The organism is Muricauda sp. SCSIO 64092, assembly GCF_023016285.1.
Taxonomy (GTDB): Bacteria; Bacteroidota; Bacteroidia; order Flavobacteriales; family Flavobacteriaceae; genus Croceivirga.
The window spans coordinates 4,861,741-4,878,650 of record NZ_CP095413.1 but is presented as its reverse complement, the minus strand read 5'-3'; the positions used below and the strand labels follow the sequence as shown (position 1 = coordinate 4,878,650).

Genomic DNA, 16,910 nt, shown 5'->3' with positions numbered 1-16,910 from the left:
TGTTAAACTTTCTATCTTTGGAACAAGCTAATTAGACCAACTATGCGATTTTCTCGGGTGATTTGTGCATTTCTATTGACCATTCCCATCATGGTCTCGTCACAAAAACCAAAAAAATACACTACTTCCGAAATCCATCATGAAATCCAAAAATTGAACTTTCTGGGTACGGCGCTATTTGTTGCAGCCCATCCCGATGATGAAAATACAAGGCTCATAGCTTACCTATCCAATAAAGTTAAGGCCAGGACCGCTTACCTATCGTTGACCCGGGGCGATGGTGGTCAAAACCTTATTGGACCTGAATTGAGGGAGTTATTGGGGGTTTTGCGGACCCAAGAGCTATTGGCTGCAAGAAGGGTAGATGGTGGGGAACAGTTTTTTTCCAGGGCCAATGACTTTGGATACTCCAAGCATCCGGATGAGACCTTGACCATTTGGGACAAGGAAAAGGTTTTGGGTGATGTAGTGTGGGCCATACGTAAGTTTAGACCCGATATCATAGTGAATCGTTTTGACCATAGGAGCCCAGGAACTACCCACGGACACCATACCACCTCGGCCATGTTGGGTTATGAGGCATTTGATTTGGTCAATGACCCCAAGGCATATCCCGAGCAGTTGTCCAAAACCCAGGTTTGGGAGCCCAAGCGTTTATTTTTTAACACATCTTGGTGGTTTTACGGAAGTAGGGAAAAGTTTGCACAAGCGGACAAGTCCAACCTCACCCAAGTGGATGTTGGGGTGTTTTATCCCAATCTGGGACTGTCCAACAATGAAATTGCCAGTTCGGCCAGCAGTCAACACCTTTGCCAAGGTTTTGGGAGATTGGCGGTACGTGGTGCGCAGCCGGATTATTTGGAATTTTTAAAAGGGGATCCCCTAAACGGGTCCACAGACATCTTTGAGGGAATCAATACCACCTGGTCCAGGGTAAAGGGCGGTGAAGCAGTGGGCGCCATTTTGAATGCAATAGAGGCTAAATTCAATTTTTCCGATCCGACAGCACATTTGCCGGATTTGATAAAGGCCTATAAACTGCTTCAGGAAGTTGAAGACGAACATTGGAAACAACTGAAATCGGAACACCTTAGGGATATCATATTGGCATGTGGGGGAATTTATTTGGAAGCAGGGGCAAATAGTGCCTCCGCCATTCCTGGGGAAAAGGTGAACATTACCATTGAGGCCTTAAATCGAAGTAACACTTCCCTAACCTTGCAATCCATAAAAATTAAAGGAGCGGACGTAAGTACCACCCCAAATATTCCCTTGAGTCCAAATACCAAGGAAAATTTGGAAATTTCGTTTTCCGTACCCAAAGGTACTCCTTACACTACCCCATACTGGCTAGAGCAGAAAGGGACGTTGGGGATGTATCACGTGGAGGATAAAACCCTTATAGGCCAACCTGAAACCCCTATGGCCTATACTGTGGACTTTGGACTTACCATTGATGGATTCCCCATAACCTTTACAAAGCCGCTGATACGTCGTTACAGTAAACCGGATGTTGGTGAGATATATGAGCCTTTTGTAGTACTTCCAAAAGTGTCCGCTAGTTTTACCGAAGATGTATATCTCTTCAATACCCCCGAACCAGTAAATGTAAATCTCGCCATACGGGCCGGGACCAATAATGTGAGCGGTGTGGCAAAACTGAAACTGCCCCAGGGATGGTCCAGTCATCCCGTGGCGATCAATTTTAACATTGCCCAAAAGAACGCCGTCCAAAACGTAGCCTTTGAGGTCATCCCCCCAACGGGGGAAAATGTAGGTACCATTTCACCTATTTTGATTGTGGACGGAGAGGAGTTTCAAAAGAAATTGATTGAAATCACCTATGACCATGTGCCCAAGCAGTCCATTCTTCTTCCTTCCGAAGCAAGGGTTGTGCGAATGGACATCAAAAAGGAAGGGGAACGGATCGGTTATATTGTCGGTGCTGGTGATAAGGTTCCGGAAAGCCTTTCCCAAATTGGATACCAGGTAGAGACTTTGGATGTATCACAGTTGGAAATGGGAAGTTTGGCGCAATACGATGGTGTGGTTTTAGGGATTAGGGCGTATAACGTACTGGAAGAATTAAAGTTCAAGCAACCCATATTATTGGACTATGTGAAGAATGGTGGAAACATGATAGTCCAATACAACACTGCAGGCCGTTGGCGTGCCCAATTCGAGAATATTGCTCCCTACCCCATTACCATTTCCAGAGATCGGGTTACCGATGAAAACGCCCAGGTAACCATTTTGGCCAAAGAACATGCCATTATGAACTATCCCAATAAAATAGAGGCAAGGGATTTCAATGGATGGGTTCAGGAAAGAGGACTTTATTTTCCAAATGAATGGAGCAAGGAATTCATTCCTATTCTGGCCATGGCCGATAAAGGGGAAAATAGCAAAGAGGGAAGTTTATTGGTCGCTTCCTACGGAAAGGGGAACTATATCTATACCGGTCTGAGCTTTTTTAGGGAGCTGCCTGCCGGTGTGCCGGGGGCATATAAACTTTTTGCCAACATGCTTTCACTAAAGAAACAAAACACACAGGAAGAAGGTGAAATCAAAGGATAATTTTCTTCAAAAAGTAGTATGGAAAAGGGAATATTCCGTTGTCCTTATTCTCAATGTCCTTTATATCCTGTACTTTGTGTACGTAATGCTTGCATACAACTAATTCATGGCTGTTCTTGACTGGATTGTACTTTTAGGTACGCTACTGTTCATCGTAGGGTTTGGCGTTTGGAAGACCAAGGGCAGTAACAGCGTGGACGATTACGTGAGGGGAGGACAGACCAAATGGTGGACCATTGGACTATCGGTAATGGCTACCCAAGCAAGTGCGATTACCTTTTTGTCCACACCTGGCCAAGCCTTTCATGATGGAATGGGTTTTGTACAGTTTTATTTTGGTCTTCCCTTGGCCATGATTGTCATTTGTTTGGTTTTTATCCCCATCTATCATAAGCTTAAGGTATATACGGCCTACGAAATGTTGGAAACACGTTTCGACCTCAAAACGAGGACACTTACAGCCATTCTTTTTCTGGTACAACGTGGATTGGCTGCCGGAATTACCATTTTTGCACCATCAATAATCCTTTCGGCCGTACTGGGATGGGATTTGAGGACCTTGAACATTATTATTGGCATATTGGTTATCATCTATACCGTTAGCGGAGGGACCAAAGCCGTGAACATCACCCAAAAACAGCAGATGTTCGTGATCATGATCGGGATGTTTTTCGCGTTTTTCTTTATTATGGGGAGTTTGCCCGCGGATATTTCTTTTGGTGAAGCCTTAAAAATTGCAGGGGCAAACGACAAACTTGAAATCCTGAATTTTGACTTTGACACCAAAAACCGATACACCTTCTGGAGTGGAATTACAGGAGGTTTCTTTTTGGCCCTAGCCTATTTTGGAACGGACCAAAGCCAGGTACAACGGTACCTCTCCGGGAAATCGGTAAGGGAAAGTCAACTGGGATTGGTCTTCAACGGCATTTTTAAAATACCCATGCAGTTCTTTATTCTTTTGGTAGGGGTCATGGTTTTTGTTTTTTATCAGTACAACCCCTCCCCTCTTCATTTTAACCCAGCTGCCAATGAGGCCATTAAATCATCCGATCTGGCAGGGGATTATGCCATTCTGGAAGAAGGTCATGCAGAATTGGTCAAGGAAAAGCGCATGGCCCAAAATGATTTTGTAACGGCCTTAAAACTGAAGGATTTCAATGCCATTGAGCAGGCTAAAATTAATTTGATCAAAGTAAATCAGGAAGAATTGCACAATCGGGAGTCGGCCAGAATACTCATTAATTCGGCAGACCCAAGTGTTGAGACCAATGATAAGGATTATGTGTTCATCCATTTTATTCTCAACAACCTTCCAAGAGGCCTCATTGGTTTGTTGTTGGCCGTTATTTTATCTGCCGCAATGTCCTCCACCGCATCGGAGTTGAATGCCTTAGGTACCATAACCGCTTTGGATTTATACAAAAGGAACAAAGGCGGGGAATTCACGCAAAAACAATTTGTGTATGCCACCAAGGGCTTTACCTTGGTATGGGGCGTAATTGCCATCCTAATAGCCTGTATTGCCAACCTTTTCGATAACCTGATTCAATTGGTAAACATCATAGGATCCATTTTTTACGGAAATGTCCTTGGCGTATTTCTATTGGCATTCTTCTTTAAGTTCGTCAAGGGAAATGCCGTTTTCATTGCGGCAATCATTACACAGATCATCGTAATCTTGGGTTGGTATCAGGATTGGATGTCTTATTTATGGCTAAACGCCTTTGGTTGTTGTTTGGTCATTGTATTGGCCTTGCTTTTTGAAGTTCTGGATCAAACGTTAAGGCGCCCTCCCATCAAGACATAAAAAAACCCTGATCGGTACAATCAGGGTCTTTGCATGGAAATTGTTTGAATTCCTATAAGGCCCCCCACTCCATTAGGGAATCCTTATTCATTTTCACGTAATCCTGGTTTCCGGCGGCCTCAGCTGCAGCCAAGGATTTTTTGGCAGCAGCAATAGCTGCTTTTTTATCACCAAGTTTGGCGTGGATCAGGGATTGTCTGCGCAATACCCAATACTGCTCACCTTTGGTATCCATGGCCACTGCCTTATCTATCCATTCCCTGGCCTTCTCCATGTCCAATCCTTCCTCGTAATAGTAAGAAGCAGCGGAATAAAGGTCCCTGGCACTAGGTCCTGCCATGGTGGATTCAATACTTTTTTGTGCTTTTTCGGCTGTGGGTACTTCAAAAGGCACGCCTACATAAACATCTTCCCAGAGTATGCCAAGATTAGCCCCGTTGTTGGTTAGGTCATCAATAGTTATGGTAAAGGTCTCTACTTTCATGGGCATTTTCATCACTTCAACCTTAACCGTAGCCGCTACTTTGGAAGCATCCCAATTCCTGGGTGTTCCCCAATTTTCGGTATCCGTATAAAAAATGACTTCCCAAACGGCTTCACCAGGTTTTGTGAAAATGGCGTATTTGCCCGCTTTCACATCTTTGCCCCCAATTTTTACGTCATCACTGAACGAAACGGTCGTGTTTTTGTTTGCACCGGTCCTCCAAAGCTGTCCATAGGGAACCAAATCACCAAAAATTGTTCTTCCCTTCATGGAAGGTCTTGCGTATTCCACTTCCACTTCCGTCAATCCAACCATTTGCTCCAACTCTGAACTTGGGCTGGGTTGGGGAGTTTGCATCTGTGCATTGACTGTAAGGGCCAATACTGCAAATAAACTTAAGAATCCTAATTTTTTCATTGTACGTATTTTTTTAAGAATTGACTAGTGCGACAAAGCTAGCTAATCTGTAAAGGGGTATTTGTTAACGATAACTTAAATACTCAATTCCCAAAAAATGGTGCGGAAATACTGGTATCCTGGTAAAAGAAGCTGAGATAGTACAATCCAACAGCCAGTTGCGATATATCAATGGGACTATCCGAAATTCGTTCCAATGGTGTAAATTCCACAAGACGGCCCATACCATCAAAGATACCCATACCAAAAATGGGGCGATCTGTATGCAATGAATACTCCAATTGGGTTGCCCCAAAACTCTTAAAAACAATTAAATCACCTTGAGGGATACCTTCCATGGGTAATCCATCCCTCCCATCATCCAGGGTAAACGAAAAAAGCCTTGATGGGGAATCCACGATAGGGGGATTTGAAAAAGCTTCCGACGTCATATAAAAAACACCTCCGTGTAAAGTGATGGCTTCTATTTGGGCCTGCCCTACGGATAAATTGGTCTTGTTTTGGGAATCGCCAAATATGGAATTTTCAGAAACCGGACCTATTTCCACAAAGAAGGGGAGCAACAAGTTGGAATACCCTACTAAAAATAGGGTATTGGAAACGGAATCATAAGTTGCATCCGTTACCAGGCCATTCACCTGATAGGAGCCCACACGTTCTGCCGTATAACTACCCGGTGTTTTGGGAATTCGATAGGCAACGGTACCTTGCTGTTGCCATTGTTTGGTCAAAACAATAAGGGAATTATCCAGCACAAAAAAGGCTTCTGCATCAAAATCACTGTTTTCACTTGGCGTAAAATCCGTCTGGTCTTCATAGGTAAAATCAATACGATCCGCCATCACCTCACCTGAATTATCCAATGCCTGCTTGGAAATCCTTAAAACATGTAAATCCTGGCGTTCCCCCCTATTGTTTCCAAAATCCCCTATGTAGATGAAGTCATCATCTTGGGCCATACCTTCCCAATCCGTATTAATTGCATTTATAAGCTCAATGACCCTTGTGATAGTTAAGGTTTCGATATCGAATTCGAAAAGCTCCGCCGAATTTCCCGAATCGTTATGGGTCAATAATTTTCCGTTGTAATAGAGCAAGCCAGAGGTCTCCCATAAGCGTTCGGGTAGATTACCCACAACCGAAATATTGGATTGTGCCAATCCCATTTGAATGGACAAAACGGAAAAAAAGAATATGACCTTTCGCACCCTTATCTAATTCTATCCTAAAAATAGTGTAGTCAAGCCAAATACCCGGATTAACGGGATGAAGTCTTGCGCATTACCGTTCAACCAAGGAAGCGGTGTTCATTTGGGCCCCCCTTTAATATTGTTTAACTTTTTATATTTTAAATTAAACAAAATTGCCTTTATCTTTGTTAAAAATTTTGAATGAGACTTTACCAGCTTCGGGCTAAACAGGCTTTTCCCATAGACCGGCAAACCGCCTGGGAATTCTTATCCAACCCGGAAAACCTTAAAGTGATTACTCCGGATCACATGGGGTTCCACATCCTTTCCGGCGTGGAACGGAATATGTTTCCCGGTCAAATAATACAATATAAGGTTAATCCATTTCCCGGGTTCACCACCAAATGGGTGACTGAAATCACCCATGTGAAGGAAGGGGAGTATTTTGTGGATGAACAACGTTTTGGTCCCTATTCCCTCTGGCATCACAAACATTTTATCAATGAAATTGATGGTGGAATTGAAATGGAGGATGTAATCGATTATAAAATCCCTTTGGGAATTTTAGGACAGTTGGCCCATCCAATTCTGGTTAAAAAGCAATTGTTGCAAATCTTTGAATACAGGGAGCGAAAATTGCAAGAGCGTTTTGGGCAATTGGAGCACTATCAAAATACATTGGAAATGAAATCTATCTAAATTATGGGTAAAACTATTTTATTGATCGGTGGTTCCTATGGTATTGGATTTGAAATGGCCAAAGCCTTACATACGAAACATACTGTTTATATCGCCTCTAGAACCAAGGAAGGGCTTCATGGTCTAAATGTCAATCATATCACTTTTGATGCCACCTCGGATTCTTTGGAGGCATCACAACTACCAGATGGTATTGATGGTTTTGCCTACTGTCCGGGCAGTATTACCCTAAAGCCACTAAAAATGCTGTCCATGGAAGTTTTCCGGGAAGAAATGGAACTGAACTTTTTCTCATTGGTCAATGTGGTAAAGACCATCATGCCCAAAATGTCGGAAGGTGCCAGCATGGTTTTTTTCAGTACCGTTGCCGTGGGTACGGGAATGCCTTTCCACACCAGTATAGCCGCTGCCAAAGGGGCCATAGAGGGCTTTGCCAAATCCCTGGCGGCGGAGAGTGCCCCAAAAGTGCGTGTGAATTGTATTGCCCCATCGCTGGTTGATACCCCATTGGCGGGACGCTTGTTGAGCAATGATAAAAAGAGGGAATTCATGTCGCAGCGCCACCCCCTGAAGCGTGTGGGAAACACAACCGATATTGCCAACTTAGCCGTATTCCTATTAAGTGACAAAAGTACCTGGGTCACGGGACAGATATTGGGTGTAGATGGGGGAATGTCCACTTTGAACATTTCATAAATGAACGGGAAAATTGCTGTTTTTTGGTTTCGACGTGACTTAAGGTTGGAGGACAATGTTGGGTTGTACCAAGCCCTACAAAGTGGGTATCCAGTATACCCCATTTTCATATTTGACCCGGAAATACTGGATAAACTTCCTGAAAATGATGCACGGGTCACCTTTATTCACGAACAGCTCCAAAAAATTCGAAATCTACTCCAAACCAAGGGTGATAGCTCTTTAGCCATTTATCATGGTTCCCCAAAAAAAGTATTCTCGGGATTGATTGGGCAACATCGTATACAGTATGTTTTTACCAACCATGATTATGAACCCTATGCCAGGGAACGTGATGCCGAAATAAAAAAGTTTCTCGAAAAGGAAGGTATTGGTTTCAAAACGTTTAGGGACCAGGTCATTTTTGAAAAAAATGAGGTGGTCAAGGACGATGGTACCCCTTATGTGGTATACACGCCATACAAGAACCGTTGGAAGGAAACCTTTAACGCTGCAACGGATTTGGTGGATTACGCCATTGACTTTTCCAACTTCGTCAAGAATACCAAATTGCCCGATCTTAGTCTTTCGGACCTAAGGTTTACAATATCCCCCATAAAGGTTCCCGATTATATCGTGACAAAGGAGTTGATCCAAAACTACGAGGGGACACGCAATTTTCCCGCCAAGGAAAAAGGAACCTCCAGATTGGGCCCACATTTACGCTTTGGAACGGTTTCGATCCGTAAAATGGTAAGAAAAGCCATTCAGGAAGAAAACGAGGTGTTTTGGAACGAATTGATTTGGCGTGAGTTTTTTATGCAAATCCTCTGGCACTTTCCGCATACCGTCCATAAAGCCTTTAAACCGAAATATGACCGTATCATCTGGCGTAACAGTATCGAGGAATTTGAAAAGTGGAAAAAGGGGGAAACGGGGTATCCCCTTGTTGATGCAGGCATGCGTGAACTCAACCAAACCGGCTATATGCACAATAGGGTCCGCATGTTGGTCGCCAGCTTCCTGTGCAAACACCTGTTAATCGATTGGCGTTGGGGAGAAGCGTATTTTGCGGAAAAACTACTGGATTTTGAATTGGCCAGCAATGTCGGTAATTGGCAATGGGCCTCAGGTAGTGGGGTGGACGCAGCACCCTACTTCAGAATATTCAATCCCATGACCCAAATTGATAAGTTCGATAAGCAAAAAGCATACATCAATAGGTGGGTGCCGGATTTGCAGGAGCTTAGCTACCCCCTTCCAATGGTTGAACATAAGTTCGCCAGGGAGCGCTGCCTTAAAATTTATAAGGAAGCCTTGGGTTAAAACAAATTTTGGTACATTGGAAGCGCTACTCAAAACCCTAGAAAAATGAAAAAAACAATACCCTTTTTACTCCTGCTTGTTCCCTTAATGCTCTTTTCCCAGAAAATGGGCAAAAACAAAAAGGCAGTCCTGGCATCGGTCGAAAAACATAAAGAGCATCTCATTCAGTTAAGTGATTCCATTTGGGCTTTGGCCGAAATCGCTTTTGAAGAATCCCAATCCTCCGAGGTTCTGGCATCCTATGCTGAAAAGAACGGTCTAAAGGTCACCCGAGGTGTTGCCAATATACCTACGGCATTCACGGCTACCTATGGATCGGGAAAGCCCGTTATCAGTATCCTGGGCGAGTTTGATGCCCTTCCCGGGCTTTCACAAAAAACGGTGCCCGTAAAAAATCCAATAATTGAGGGCGCTCCGGGGCATGGATGTGGACATAATTTGTTTGGGGCCGCGAGCTTGGGATCGGCAATAGCCATAAAAGAATTGATCGAAACAGGCAAAATAAAGGGAACCGTTAAATTCTTGGGAACCCCGGCAGAGGAAAAATACTTTGCCAAGGTTTGGATGGTCGAAGCCGGACTTTGGGATGATGTGGATGTAAACATTAGTTGGCATCCGGGGGCCAATACCGAAGCGGACGTACAGAGCGGACTTTCACTGATTGACTTTATTGTTGAATTTTATGGCCAGGCGGCCCATGCTTCCGCAGATCCCTGGAATGGTCGAAGTGCCTCGGACGCTTTGGAACTCTATACTACCGGCATGAACTATTACCGTGAACATATCAAGCCCACCTCCAGAATACACTATCATATCCAAGATGGTGGCCAGGTGGTGAACGTGGTTCCCGATTATTCAAAAATCTGGGTGCGTGTACGCGACCCTAAACGTGAGGTAATGCTCCCTACCTATGAACAGGTCAAAAAAATGGCGGAAGGAGCTGCTATAATGGCCAATGTAGAGTATAAGATTTCGTTGGTTTCCGGAATCTATGAGATGCTCGTAAACCGTTCGGGAGGGGAAATCATGCAGCGAAATCTGGAACTATTGGGTCCTATCACCTATACGGATGAAGAAACCACCTTTGGAAAAGCCATACAAAAGGCCACTGGCAAACCGGAAGTGGGTATGGACAGTAAAATCAATCCCCTTAGGGAGACTCAGGAACTTCCTGGAGGCGGTTCCACCGATGTTGGTGATGTAAGTTGGAATGTTGCCAACATCAATTTAAGTGTCACCACAGCTCCAAAAGACACCCCATGGCATTCATGGGCGGTCGTCGCGTGCGGTGGAATGAGTATTGGCCATAAAGGGATGATCTATGCTTCCAAGGCTATGGCCATGACCATGTTGGACCTTTTTGAAAGTCCAAAGTTGGTCGAGAAGGTAAAAGAAGAATTTAGGACCCGTAAGGGAGATGTGGTGTATGAGGCCATGATAGATGGTCCACCTCCCATCAGTGAAAACTAAGAACATGGAAGCTGTTGTAATCCGTACTTTTCCTTTGGGTTTTCCCTGGGAAACCGAAGACCCCTTTTTATTCTGTGTCCATCATTTGGACCACTACCCTAAAGGCAATGGCGAAATGGGCCCAGATCCCAAGCTATTGGAAGGTCGAAACATAGGGAATGACTTCACTTTAAAAGACGGTTGGCGAATGTACCATGGAACCACCATCCCTGGATTTCCCTACCATCCCCACCGGGGTTTCGAAACCATCACCATTGTGAACAAAGGATTTTGCGATCATTCGGATTCCTTAGGGGCATCTGGCCGTTTTGGTCAGGGAGATGTACAATGGATGACCGCAGGGCGCGGAGTCCAGCATTCTGAAATGTTCCCTTTGCTCAACGATAATGCCGGAAATACTTTGGAGCTTTTTCAAATTTGGTTGAATCTCCCGAAATCGGACAAATTTGCGGAACCTCATTTTAAAATGTTGTGGCATGAAGATATTCCCCTTGTCCAGGAGCAAAATGCCCTCATTAAAGTCATTGCCGGAAATTATAAAGGGCATCAGGCTCCAAACCCCGCTCCCGATTCCTGGGCGGCCCATACCGAAAATGAAGTGGCTATTTGGAATATACAGATTGAGGCAGAAACGCAATTCCTATTGCCCGAGGCCTTGGGGAACGTATCCAGGACCCTATATTTCTATGAAGGGGACACCCTTTCCCTTGGAGAACTAAAGGTAAATCCCAACTTTGGAATCCAATTGAATCCCAAAAAAGAGGTCATCATAAAAGCAGGGAACAAGAAAGCAGGTCTATTGATGTTACAAGGAAAACCAATTGCAGAACCCGTGGCCAAATACGGCCCCTTTGTAATGAATACGGAGGAGGAAATTCAACAGGCCATGCAGGAATACCGCTTGACACAATTTGGAGGATAGCCGTGGCCTTACCCAGATAATGTACACGAAAAGGACAGTGGTCGGTTTGCCAAATATCCAAACGGAGAATTGGAAATACGATGAAACTAACGTTAAGGCTGGCCGCCATTTACAATATTCTTTGGGGATTTTGGGTGGTAACGTTTCCCAATCATTTTTTTGAACTTGTGGGTATGGAGCCCCTTAACCATCCCATGGTTTGGCAAGGTATGGGAATGGTCATAGGTGTTTATGGGTTGGGCTATTGGTGGGCCTCCTTCAACCCCATCAAGCACTGGCCAATTGTAGCCGTTGGCTTTCTCGGCAAAATTTTTGGGCCCCTGGGGTTTCTCTTTAATTACATAAAGGGTGATGTTCCATTGGAATTTATATATACCTTGATTACCAACGATTTCATATGGTGGATTCCCTTTGCCATCATTTTGATAAAAGTGCATTGGCAGGTCCGTTGGAAACTTTAAGAGCCCAAGCAAATCATGAAATCGAACCTACTACGATATGGACTGGCATTTTTTATGTTCGTGGCGGGAATGAACCACTTTATCCATCCTCTGTTTTATTATCCACTTATTCCCGATTATTTAAAATATCCGGAACTTATAAACTTTGGTGCGGGCGCCTTGGAGGTCATATCTGCATTGATGCTCCTTAGCGCAACCTTTAGAACCTATGCGGCGTATGGAATTATCGTATTACTCGTCCTCTTTGTCCCATCCCATATGTATTTTATCCAAATTGGCGCATGTATTCCCGATGGCCTCTGTACGCCACAATGGGTGGCTTGGATTCGATTGTTCCTCATTCATCCCTTACTTATCTATTGGGCCTGGAGCATCCGCAAGTAATATGCGGCTGCTTTTGTTTAATCACAATCCGCCTTTTGAGGTTGGTATTAAACCATAAAACTCGGTTACAAACAGTTGCTATTTCAACAATTAATCCAATTTTAAAAGTTCTTCATCCAAAATTCAAAAGTTAAACAGAATTTAAATTATATTTAAATCACAATCTAGATAAAAAGTACATATGCATTCGCTAGTTTACCGTTCAGCAGCGAATGAATCCTTTACCATTCCAGAAATCTATGGTATGTTGAGTAATGCGAAGGATTACAATGCTGAACATGGCATCACTGGATGTCTATTATACCATAACTCACAATTTCTTCAACTCCTGGAAGGCGAGGAGGGCGAGGTTCTGAAATTGTTCCAAAAGATAACTATGGATAAGAGACACCATGATATCCTCTTGATTGAGAGTGAGTATTCCAATACGCGGCTTTTTGGCGAATGGAGCATGGCATTTCATGATTATGGGCAAAATGGACTATCGGCAAACTTAAAACTAAATCAGATTGATGCTTTTCTGAAGCAATCGGATGCCTTCAACAGAAAAAGCGGGCCCGTACTCAAATTTTTCTCTGCGGTTAAGGACATTTTATTTTCTAATTGAATTGCTGCAATCACTGTCCCTTATTTTTGATACCGGTTGCCTAATTCTTATTTGGCTGGTCCAGTTGGTTATTTATCCCGGCTTTCAGTACTACAGCCCATCGGACTTAAAAAATTGGCATTCCAAATACACCGGACAAATTACCATGGTGGTACTGCCGTTAATAGTGGGGCAGCTCATTACGTCCAGCATGTTGGCCTATCTGGAAATTTCCACTCTTAACTTGACCAAACTTGCCTTGATCCTCACCAATTGGGTACTGACCTTTGTGGTTTTTGTTCCCTTGCATCAAAAATTGGAACATATTGCGGAACCTTTGCAGCTTACCAAGGCTTTGATCGTCAAAAATTGGCTAAGGACCATTATTTGGAGTCTCATTTTCCTTCTCACTTTATTTAAAGGCCTTTAAACACTTCCAATTGTTACCCCCTTAAATGGATGTTTAAAGTCAACTTCCATCCAAGCATCAGAAAAGGCAACAAGGACTGTAACTTTTTCCAGAATCCATAGTCTTTGTAGGTATCTACTCAAACACAGCTAAAAAATGATTTCATCCAACCCTATGCATTATCGACTGACCCTCTTGGTATGCCTTTTATCAATGCCCTTCCTATTTGCGGAACCCATACGTACGCATATGCCCCTATCCAATGGTGCTGTGGCATACGCCTACCCTATCCATTCCATTGTGGTCGATGGAAACTCGGACGACTGGCCCAGTTCTTTCCAGAAATACCCCATAGCGGTGACCCCCTATGGAAAATCGCCTAAAAAAGAGGATTTTGAAGCCTATTTCCAGGTAGGCCATAATTTGGATGAGCAGGCCCTTTATCTGCTTATTACCGTTATTGACGACAATCATGTTGTGGATAACGGTGAAAATGCAAATTGGAATACCCAAGACACCTACACACTATATCTTGATCCCAAGCACGACCATAAGGGATCTGGAGTGAGTTTGTTCCAGTTTGGCGAAAACTTCAAGGGTGATGTCAACTACGACACGAGTTGGGATCCCGATGCAAGGGAATTCAATTGGGACAATGTTGTAATGCGTACCGTTACATCTGGAAAAACCACCCATTATGAGGTCAAAGTAAACCTGGGGAACCGTCTAAAACTAAATAAAACCATTGGTGTGGACCATGTCATTGTGGACAAGGATTTTGATGATGATGAAGGGACCATATCATTTATGGCCTGGGGAATGGAAGGTGGAAAAAGTAGGTCCCCTGTTCGCCTTGGGGACATTGTTCCCGTGGCTGGAAACACCAAAATTGCAAAAGTGACGGGTATGGTGAAATGGAAAGATACCTCCATTAAGAAGATGACCAGTAGGGTAAGGTTCCTCAATACGGAACAAAAGAATCTTTGGTCCGTAGCACAAATAGACAGTACCGGCAATTATGATATTATGCTACCACAGGGTAGCTATGTGGCAAAACCCTTTTGGCAATTTCGGGGCGACCACCGAATTGATGTAAGAAATAGCACGGTATCCTTTACGATAAAGGATGAAGCCAATACTAAGGTAAAAGACCTTGAGCTTTTGACGGAAACACCTATGGATATTATTCCTGAAAAGGGAATACTGGAAACCTTTGACCCCAATAAACCGGATATCCTGGACGAATTTGTACAACGCTATAGGGCGTATTATGCAATTCCCGGGGTCTCTTTGGCGGTAATAAAAGAAGGAAAAGTGGTTTATCACAACACCTACGGTTTCAAAAACGCTTACACCCAAGCCCCGGTTGATTCCAACACCCTGTTTGAGGCCGCTTCCATTACCAAGCCTGTTTTTGCCTTTGCCGTGTGTAGATTGGTGGAAAAGGGGGTATTGGATTTGGATAGACCCTTATACACCTATTTACCTTTTGAAGAGATTGCACATGATGAGCGCTATAAACTCATTACGGCCAGACACGTTCTTTCCCACCAAACAGGTTTTCCCAATTGGGCCTGGATGAACGAGGATGGAAAAATCGACATTAAATTTACCCCAGGTACCGCTTATGGCTATTCCGGGGAAGGTTTTGAGTATTTAAAGCGTGTGGTTGCCAAAATAACGGATAAGGACGTTGAGACCGTACTAGCGGAAGAGGTCCTGAGCCCGTTGGGATTAACCAATACCTACTTCTCTGAAAACGATTATTTAAAGACCGTGGTCGCCAATGGCCACATTGGGAAGTTCCCTACACGTTCCGATTTGCCCAAAGAACCGGGAATGGCATGGAGCATGCATACCGAAGCCAAGGCTTTCGCCAGTTTTGCATTGGGCCTATTGGAAAAAAAGGGCTTACAACCGGAAACCTATGAAAACATGTTTGCCATCCAAACCGAAATTGATTCCGATTCAACAAACGAGGAATGGAAGGAATATTTTGGTCTGGGTATTGCCTTGGAGGAAACTCCTTCTGGCCCTGCTTTTGGCCATGGGGGGAACAATGGTGACTTTAAGTGTCAATTTAAAATATACTCGGAACTAAATACGGGATTCATTGTTTTCACCAACAGTAATAAAGGGGATGATTTGCACAGCGCACTGGACGAATTCCTGATTACCGGAAAAAGAGAGGACTAAACCCTCACAATTTCAGCGCCTATGGCACGTAATCGCTCGTCAATATTTTCATAGCCCCTATCTATCTGTTCTATATTGTGGATGGTAGAAGTCCCTTTTGCGGACAATGCAGCTATTAACAAGGACACTCCTGCACGTATATCCGGGGAGGTCATCGTAGTTGCCTTTAAGGTGGATTTAAAATCGTGACCAATGACCGTGGCCCTATGGGGATCACAAAGAATGATCTTAGCCCCCATATCCAACAGTTTATCCACAAAGAACAGTCGGCTTTCAAACATTTTTTGATGGATGACCACCTCTCCCCTGGCCTGGGTGGCAACCACCAGCAATATGCTCAATAGATCGGGCGTAAGGCCCGGCCACGGCGCATCTGCGATGGTCATGATGGATCCATCTATGAAATTCTGGATTTCGTACCCTTTGTCGTGCTTTGGAATATGAATATCGTCCCCTATCAATTCCATTTGTATTCCCAAGCGTTTAAAGGCGCTGGGGATTTGGCCCAAGTTTTCCCAACTTACGTTTTTGATGGTCAATTCACTTCTGGTCATCGCTGCCAATCCAATCCAGCTTCCAATTTCGATCATATCCGGAAGCATGGTATGTTCGGTACCCCCAAGCTCGGTTACCCCTTCAATGGTCAATAAATTGGAACCTATCCCGAAAATTTTGGCCCCCATCTGTACCAACATCTTGCATAATTGTTGTAGATAGGGCTCACAGGCCGCATTATAAATGGTGGTCGTTCCCTCTGCCAATACCGCGGCCATTACAATATTGGCCGTCCCGGTTACCGAAGCTTCATCAAGCAGCATATAGGTCCCCTTGAGCCTTTTGGCCTCCACGCCGTAGAAATATTCCTCACGGTTGTATCGAAACTTAGCGCCCAATTTTATGAAACCCTCAAAGTGGGTGTCCAATCGACGTCTGCCAATTTTATCACCCCCCGGTTTTGGAATGTAGCCCTTTCCAAACCTCCCCAACAAGGGACCTACCAGCATTATGGACCCCCTTAGGCCCCTTCCATCTTGTTTGAATTGGCTGGATTGAAGGTAATCCAGATTAACATCGTCCGCTTTAAACGTATAAGAACCGTGACCCCGCTTTTGGATCTTAACCCCTAAATCCTCCAAAAGGAAGATGAGTTTGTTAACATCAACAATATCCGGGATATTATGGATGGTCACTTTTTCCGGGGTGAGTAAAACGGCACATAGGATTTGAAGTGCCTCGTTCTTTGCCCCTTGAGGGATGATTTCTCCTTGCAGTTGCTTTCCTCCCTCAATTCTAAATGTACCCAT

The 16,910-nt window shown here is 44.1% G+C and carries 15 protein-coding genes; 12 read left to right on the top strand and 3 right to left on the bottom strand.

Annotated elements, in window-relative coordinates; genetic code table 11:
- The first annotated feature begins 42 nt into the window (after positions 1–42).
- Together L0P88_RS20205 and L0P88_RS20200 are read left to right on the top strand one after the other, a co-directional pair.
- On the top strand, positions 43–2,577 hold the full coding sequence (locus L0P88_RS20205) for a PIG-L family deacetylase (RefSeq protein ID WP_247131693.1): 2,535 nt from the start codon (positions 43–45) through the stop codon (positions 2,575–2,577).
- Between the two features lie 106 nt (positions 2,578–2,683).
- Positions 2,684–4,387: a sodium:solute symporter gene (locus tag L0P88_RS20200; RefSeq protein ID WP_158777570.1), complete on the top strand. Its 1,704-nt coding sequence runs from the start codon at positions 2,684–2,686 to the stop codon at positions 4,385–4,387.
- A gap of 52 nt (positions 4,388–4,439) precedes the next feature.
- Here L0P88_RS20200 and L0P88_RS20195 read toward each other — a convergent pair whose 3' ends face one another.
- Both L0P88_RS20195 and L0P88_RS20190 read right to left on the bottom strand, forming a co-directional pair.
- Positions 4,440–5,288: a DUF2911 domain-containing protein gene (locus L0P88_RS20195; protein ID WP_247131692.1), complete on the bottom strand. Its 849-nt coding sequence runs from the start codon at positions 5,286–5,288 to the stop codon at positions 4,440–4,442.
- Between the two features lie 83 nt (positions 5,289–5,371).
- Positions 5,372–6,496, bottom strand: coding sequence for a T9SS C-terminal target domain-containing protein (locus L0P88_RS20190; RefSeq protein WP_247131691.1), 1,125 nt, complete (start codon positions 6,494–6,496; stop codon positions 5,372–5,374).
- Between the two features lie 183 nt (positions 6,497–6,679).
- Between L0P88_RS20190 and L0P88_RS20185 the strand changes: the two genes are divergently transcribed.
- The 10 genes from L0P88_RS20185 to L0P88_RS20140 all read left to right on the top strand — a co-directional run bounded on the left by L0P88_RS20185 (position 6,680) and on the right by L0P88_RS20140 (position 15,606).
- Positions 6,680–7,177: an SRPBCC family protein gene (locus L0P88_RS20185; RefSeq protein ID WP_247131690.1), complete on the top strand. Its 498-nt coding sequence runs from the start codon at positions 6,680–6,682 to the stop codon at positions 7,175–7,177.
- Between the two features lie 3 nt (positions 7,178–7,180).
- Positions 7,181–7,873, top strand: coding sequence for an SDR family NAD(P)-dependent oxidoreductase (locus tag L0P88_RS20180; protein ID WP_247131689.1), 693 nt, complete (start codon positions 7,181–7,183; stop codon positions 7,871–7,873).
- Positions 7,874–9,178, top strand: a complete 1,305-nt coding sequence (locus L0P88_RS20175) for a cryptochrome/photolyase family protein (protein ID WP_247131688.1) — start codon at positions 7,874–7,876, stop codon at positions 9,176–9,178.
- Between the two features lie 45 nt (positions 9,179–9,223).
- A complete protein-coding gene (locus tag L0P88_RS20170; RefSeq protein WP_247131687.1) occupies positions 9,224–10,648 on the top strand; it encodes an amidohydrolase in 1,425 nt (474 codons plus the stop codon).
- Between the two features lie 4 nt (positions 10,649–10,652).
- Positions 10,653–11,570, top strand: coding sequence for a pirin family protein (locus L0P88_RS20165; RefSeq protein WP_313791577.1), 918 nt, complete (start codon positions 10,653–10,655; stop codon positions 11,568–11,570).
- A gap of 80 nt (positions 11,571–11,650) precedes the next feature.
- A complete protein-coding gene (locus tag L0P88_RS20160; RefSeq protein ID WP_247131686.1) occupies positions 11,651–12,031 on the top strand; it encodes an alkyl hydroperoxide reductase in 381 nt (126 codons plus the stop codon).
- A 15-nt stretch (positions 12,032–12,046) separates the two neighbouring features.
- Positions 12,047–12,415, top strand: a complete 369-nt coding sequence (locus L0P88_RS20155) for a hypothetical protein (RefSeq protein ID WP_247131685.1) — start codon at positions 12,047–12,049, stop codon at positions 12,413–12,415.
- A 181-nt stretch (positions 12,416–12,596) separates the two neighbouring features.
- Positions 12,597–13,022: a BLUF domain-containing protein gene (locus L0P88_RS20150; protein WP_247131684.1), complete on the top strand. Its 426-nt coding sequence runs from the start codon at positions 12,597–12,599 to the stop codon at positions 13,020–13,022.
- Between the two features lies 1 nt (position 13,023).
- Positions 13,024–13,431 (top strand): hypothetical protein, encoded by a 408-nt coding sequence (locus tag L0P88_RS20145; RefSeq protein ID WP_247131683.1) that lies wholly within the window; start codon positions 13,024–13,026, stop codon positions 13,429–13,431.
- Between the two features lie 135 nt (positions 13,432–13,566).
- On the top strand, positions 13,567–15,606 hold the full coding sequence (locus tag L0P88_RS20140; protein WP_247131682.1) for a serine hydrolase: 2,040 nt from the start codon (positions 13,567–13,569) through the stop codon (positions 15,604–15,606).
- Here the strand turns inward: L0P88_RS20140 and murA are convergent.
- Entirely contained in the window at positions 15,603–16,910 is a 1,308-nt protein-coding gene (gene murA, locus L0P88_RS20135) for a UDP-N-acetylglucosamine 1-carboxyvinyltransferase (RefSeq protein ID WP_247131681.1), read from the bottom strand. The genes L0P88_RS20140 and murA overlap by 4 nt on opposite strands.

What these genes read in the sequence shown, in the direction of transcription:
- L0P88_RS20180 (WP_247131689.1), top strand. Translation starts at nt 7,181, where the DNA reads ATGGGTAAAACTATTTTATTGATCGGTGGTTCCTATGGTATTGGATTT.
- L0P88_RS20140 (WP_247131682.1), top strand. Translation starts at nt 13,567, where the DNA reads ATGATTTCATCCAACCCTATGCATTATCGACTGACCCTCTTGGTATGC.
- L0P88_RS20185 (WP_247131690.1), top strand. Translation starts at nt 6,680, where the DNA reads ATGAGACTTTACCAGCTTCGGGCTAAACAGGCTTTTCCCATAGACCGG.
- L0P88_RS20150 (WP_247131684.1), top strand. Translation starts at nt 12,597, where the DNA reads ATGCATTCGCTAGTTTACCGTTCAGCAGCGAATGAATCCTTTACCATT.
- L0P88_RS20165 (WP_313791577.1), top strand. Translation starts at nt 10,653, where the DNA reads ATGGAAGCTGTTGTAATCCGTACTTTTCCTTTGGGTTTTCCCTGGGAA.
- murA (WP_247131681.1), bottom strand. Translation starts at nt 16,910, where the DNA reads ATGGGTACATTTAGAATTGAGGGAGGAAAGCAACTGCAAGGAGAAATC.
- L0P88_RS20170 (WP_247131687.1), top strand. Translation starts at nt 9,224, where the DNA reads ATGAAAAAAACAATACCCTTTTTACTCCTGCTTGTTCCCTTAATGCTC.
- L0P88_RS20200 (WP_158777570.1), top strand. Translation starts at nt 2,684, where the DNA reads ATGGCTGTTCTTGACTGGATTGTACTTTTAGGTACGCTACTGTTCATC.
- L0P88_RS20205 (WP_247131693.1), top strand. Translation starts at nt 43, where the DNA reads ATGCGATTTTCTCGGGTGATTTGTGCATTTCTATTGACCATTCCCATC.
- L0P88_RS20160 (WP_247131686.1), top strand. Translation starts at nt 11,651, where the DNA reads ATGAAACTAACGTTAAGGCTGGCCGCCATTTACAATATTCTTTGGGGA.
- L0P88_RS20155 (WP_247131685.1), top strand. Translation starts at nt 12,047, where the DNA reads ATGAAATCGAACCTACTACGATATGGACTGGCATTTTTTATGTTCGTG.
- L0P88_RS20175 (WP_247131688.1), top strand. Translation starts at nt 7,874, where the DNA reads ATGAACGGGAAAATTGCTGTTTTTTGGTTTCGACGTGACTTAAGGTTG.
- L0P88_RS20195 (WP_247131692.1), bottom strand. Translation starts at nt 5,288, where the DNA reads ATGAAAAAATTAGGATTCTTAAGTTTATTTGCAGTATTGGCCCTTACA.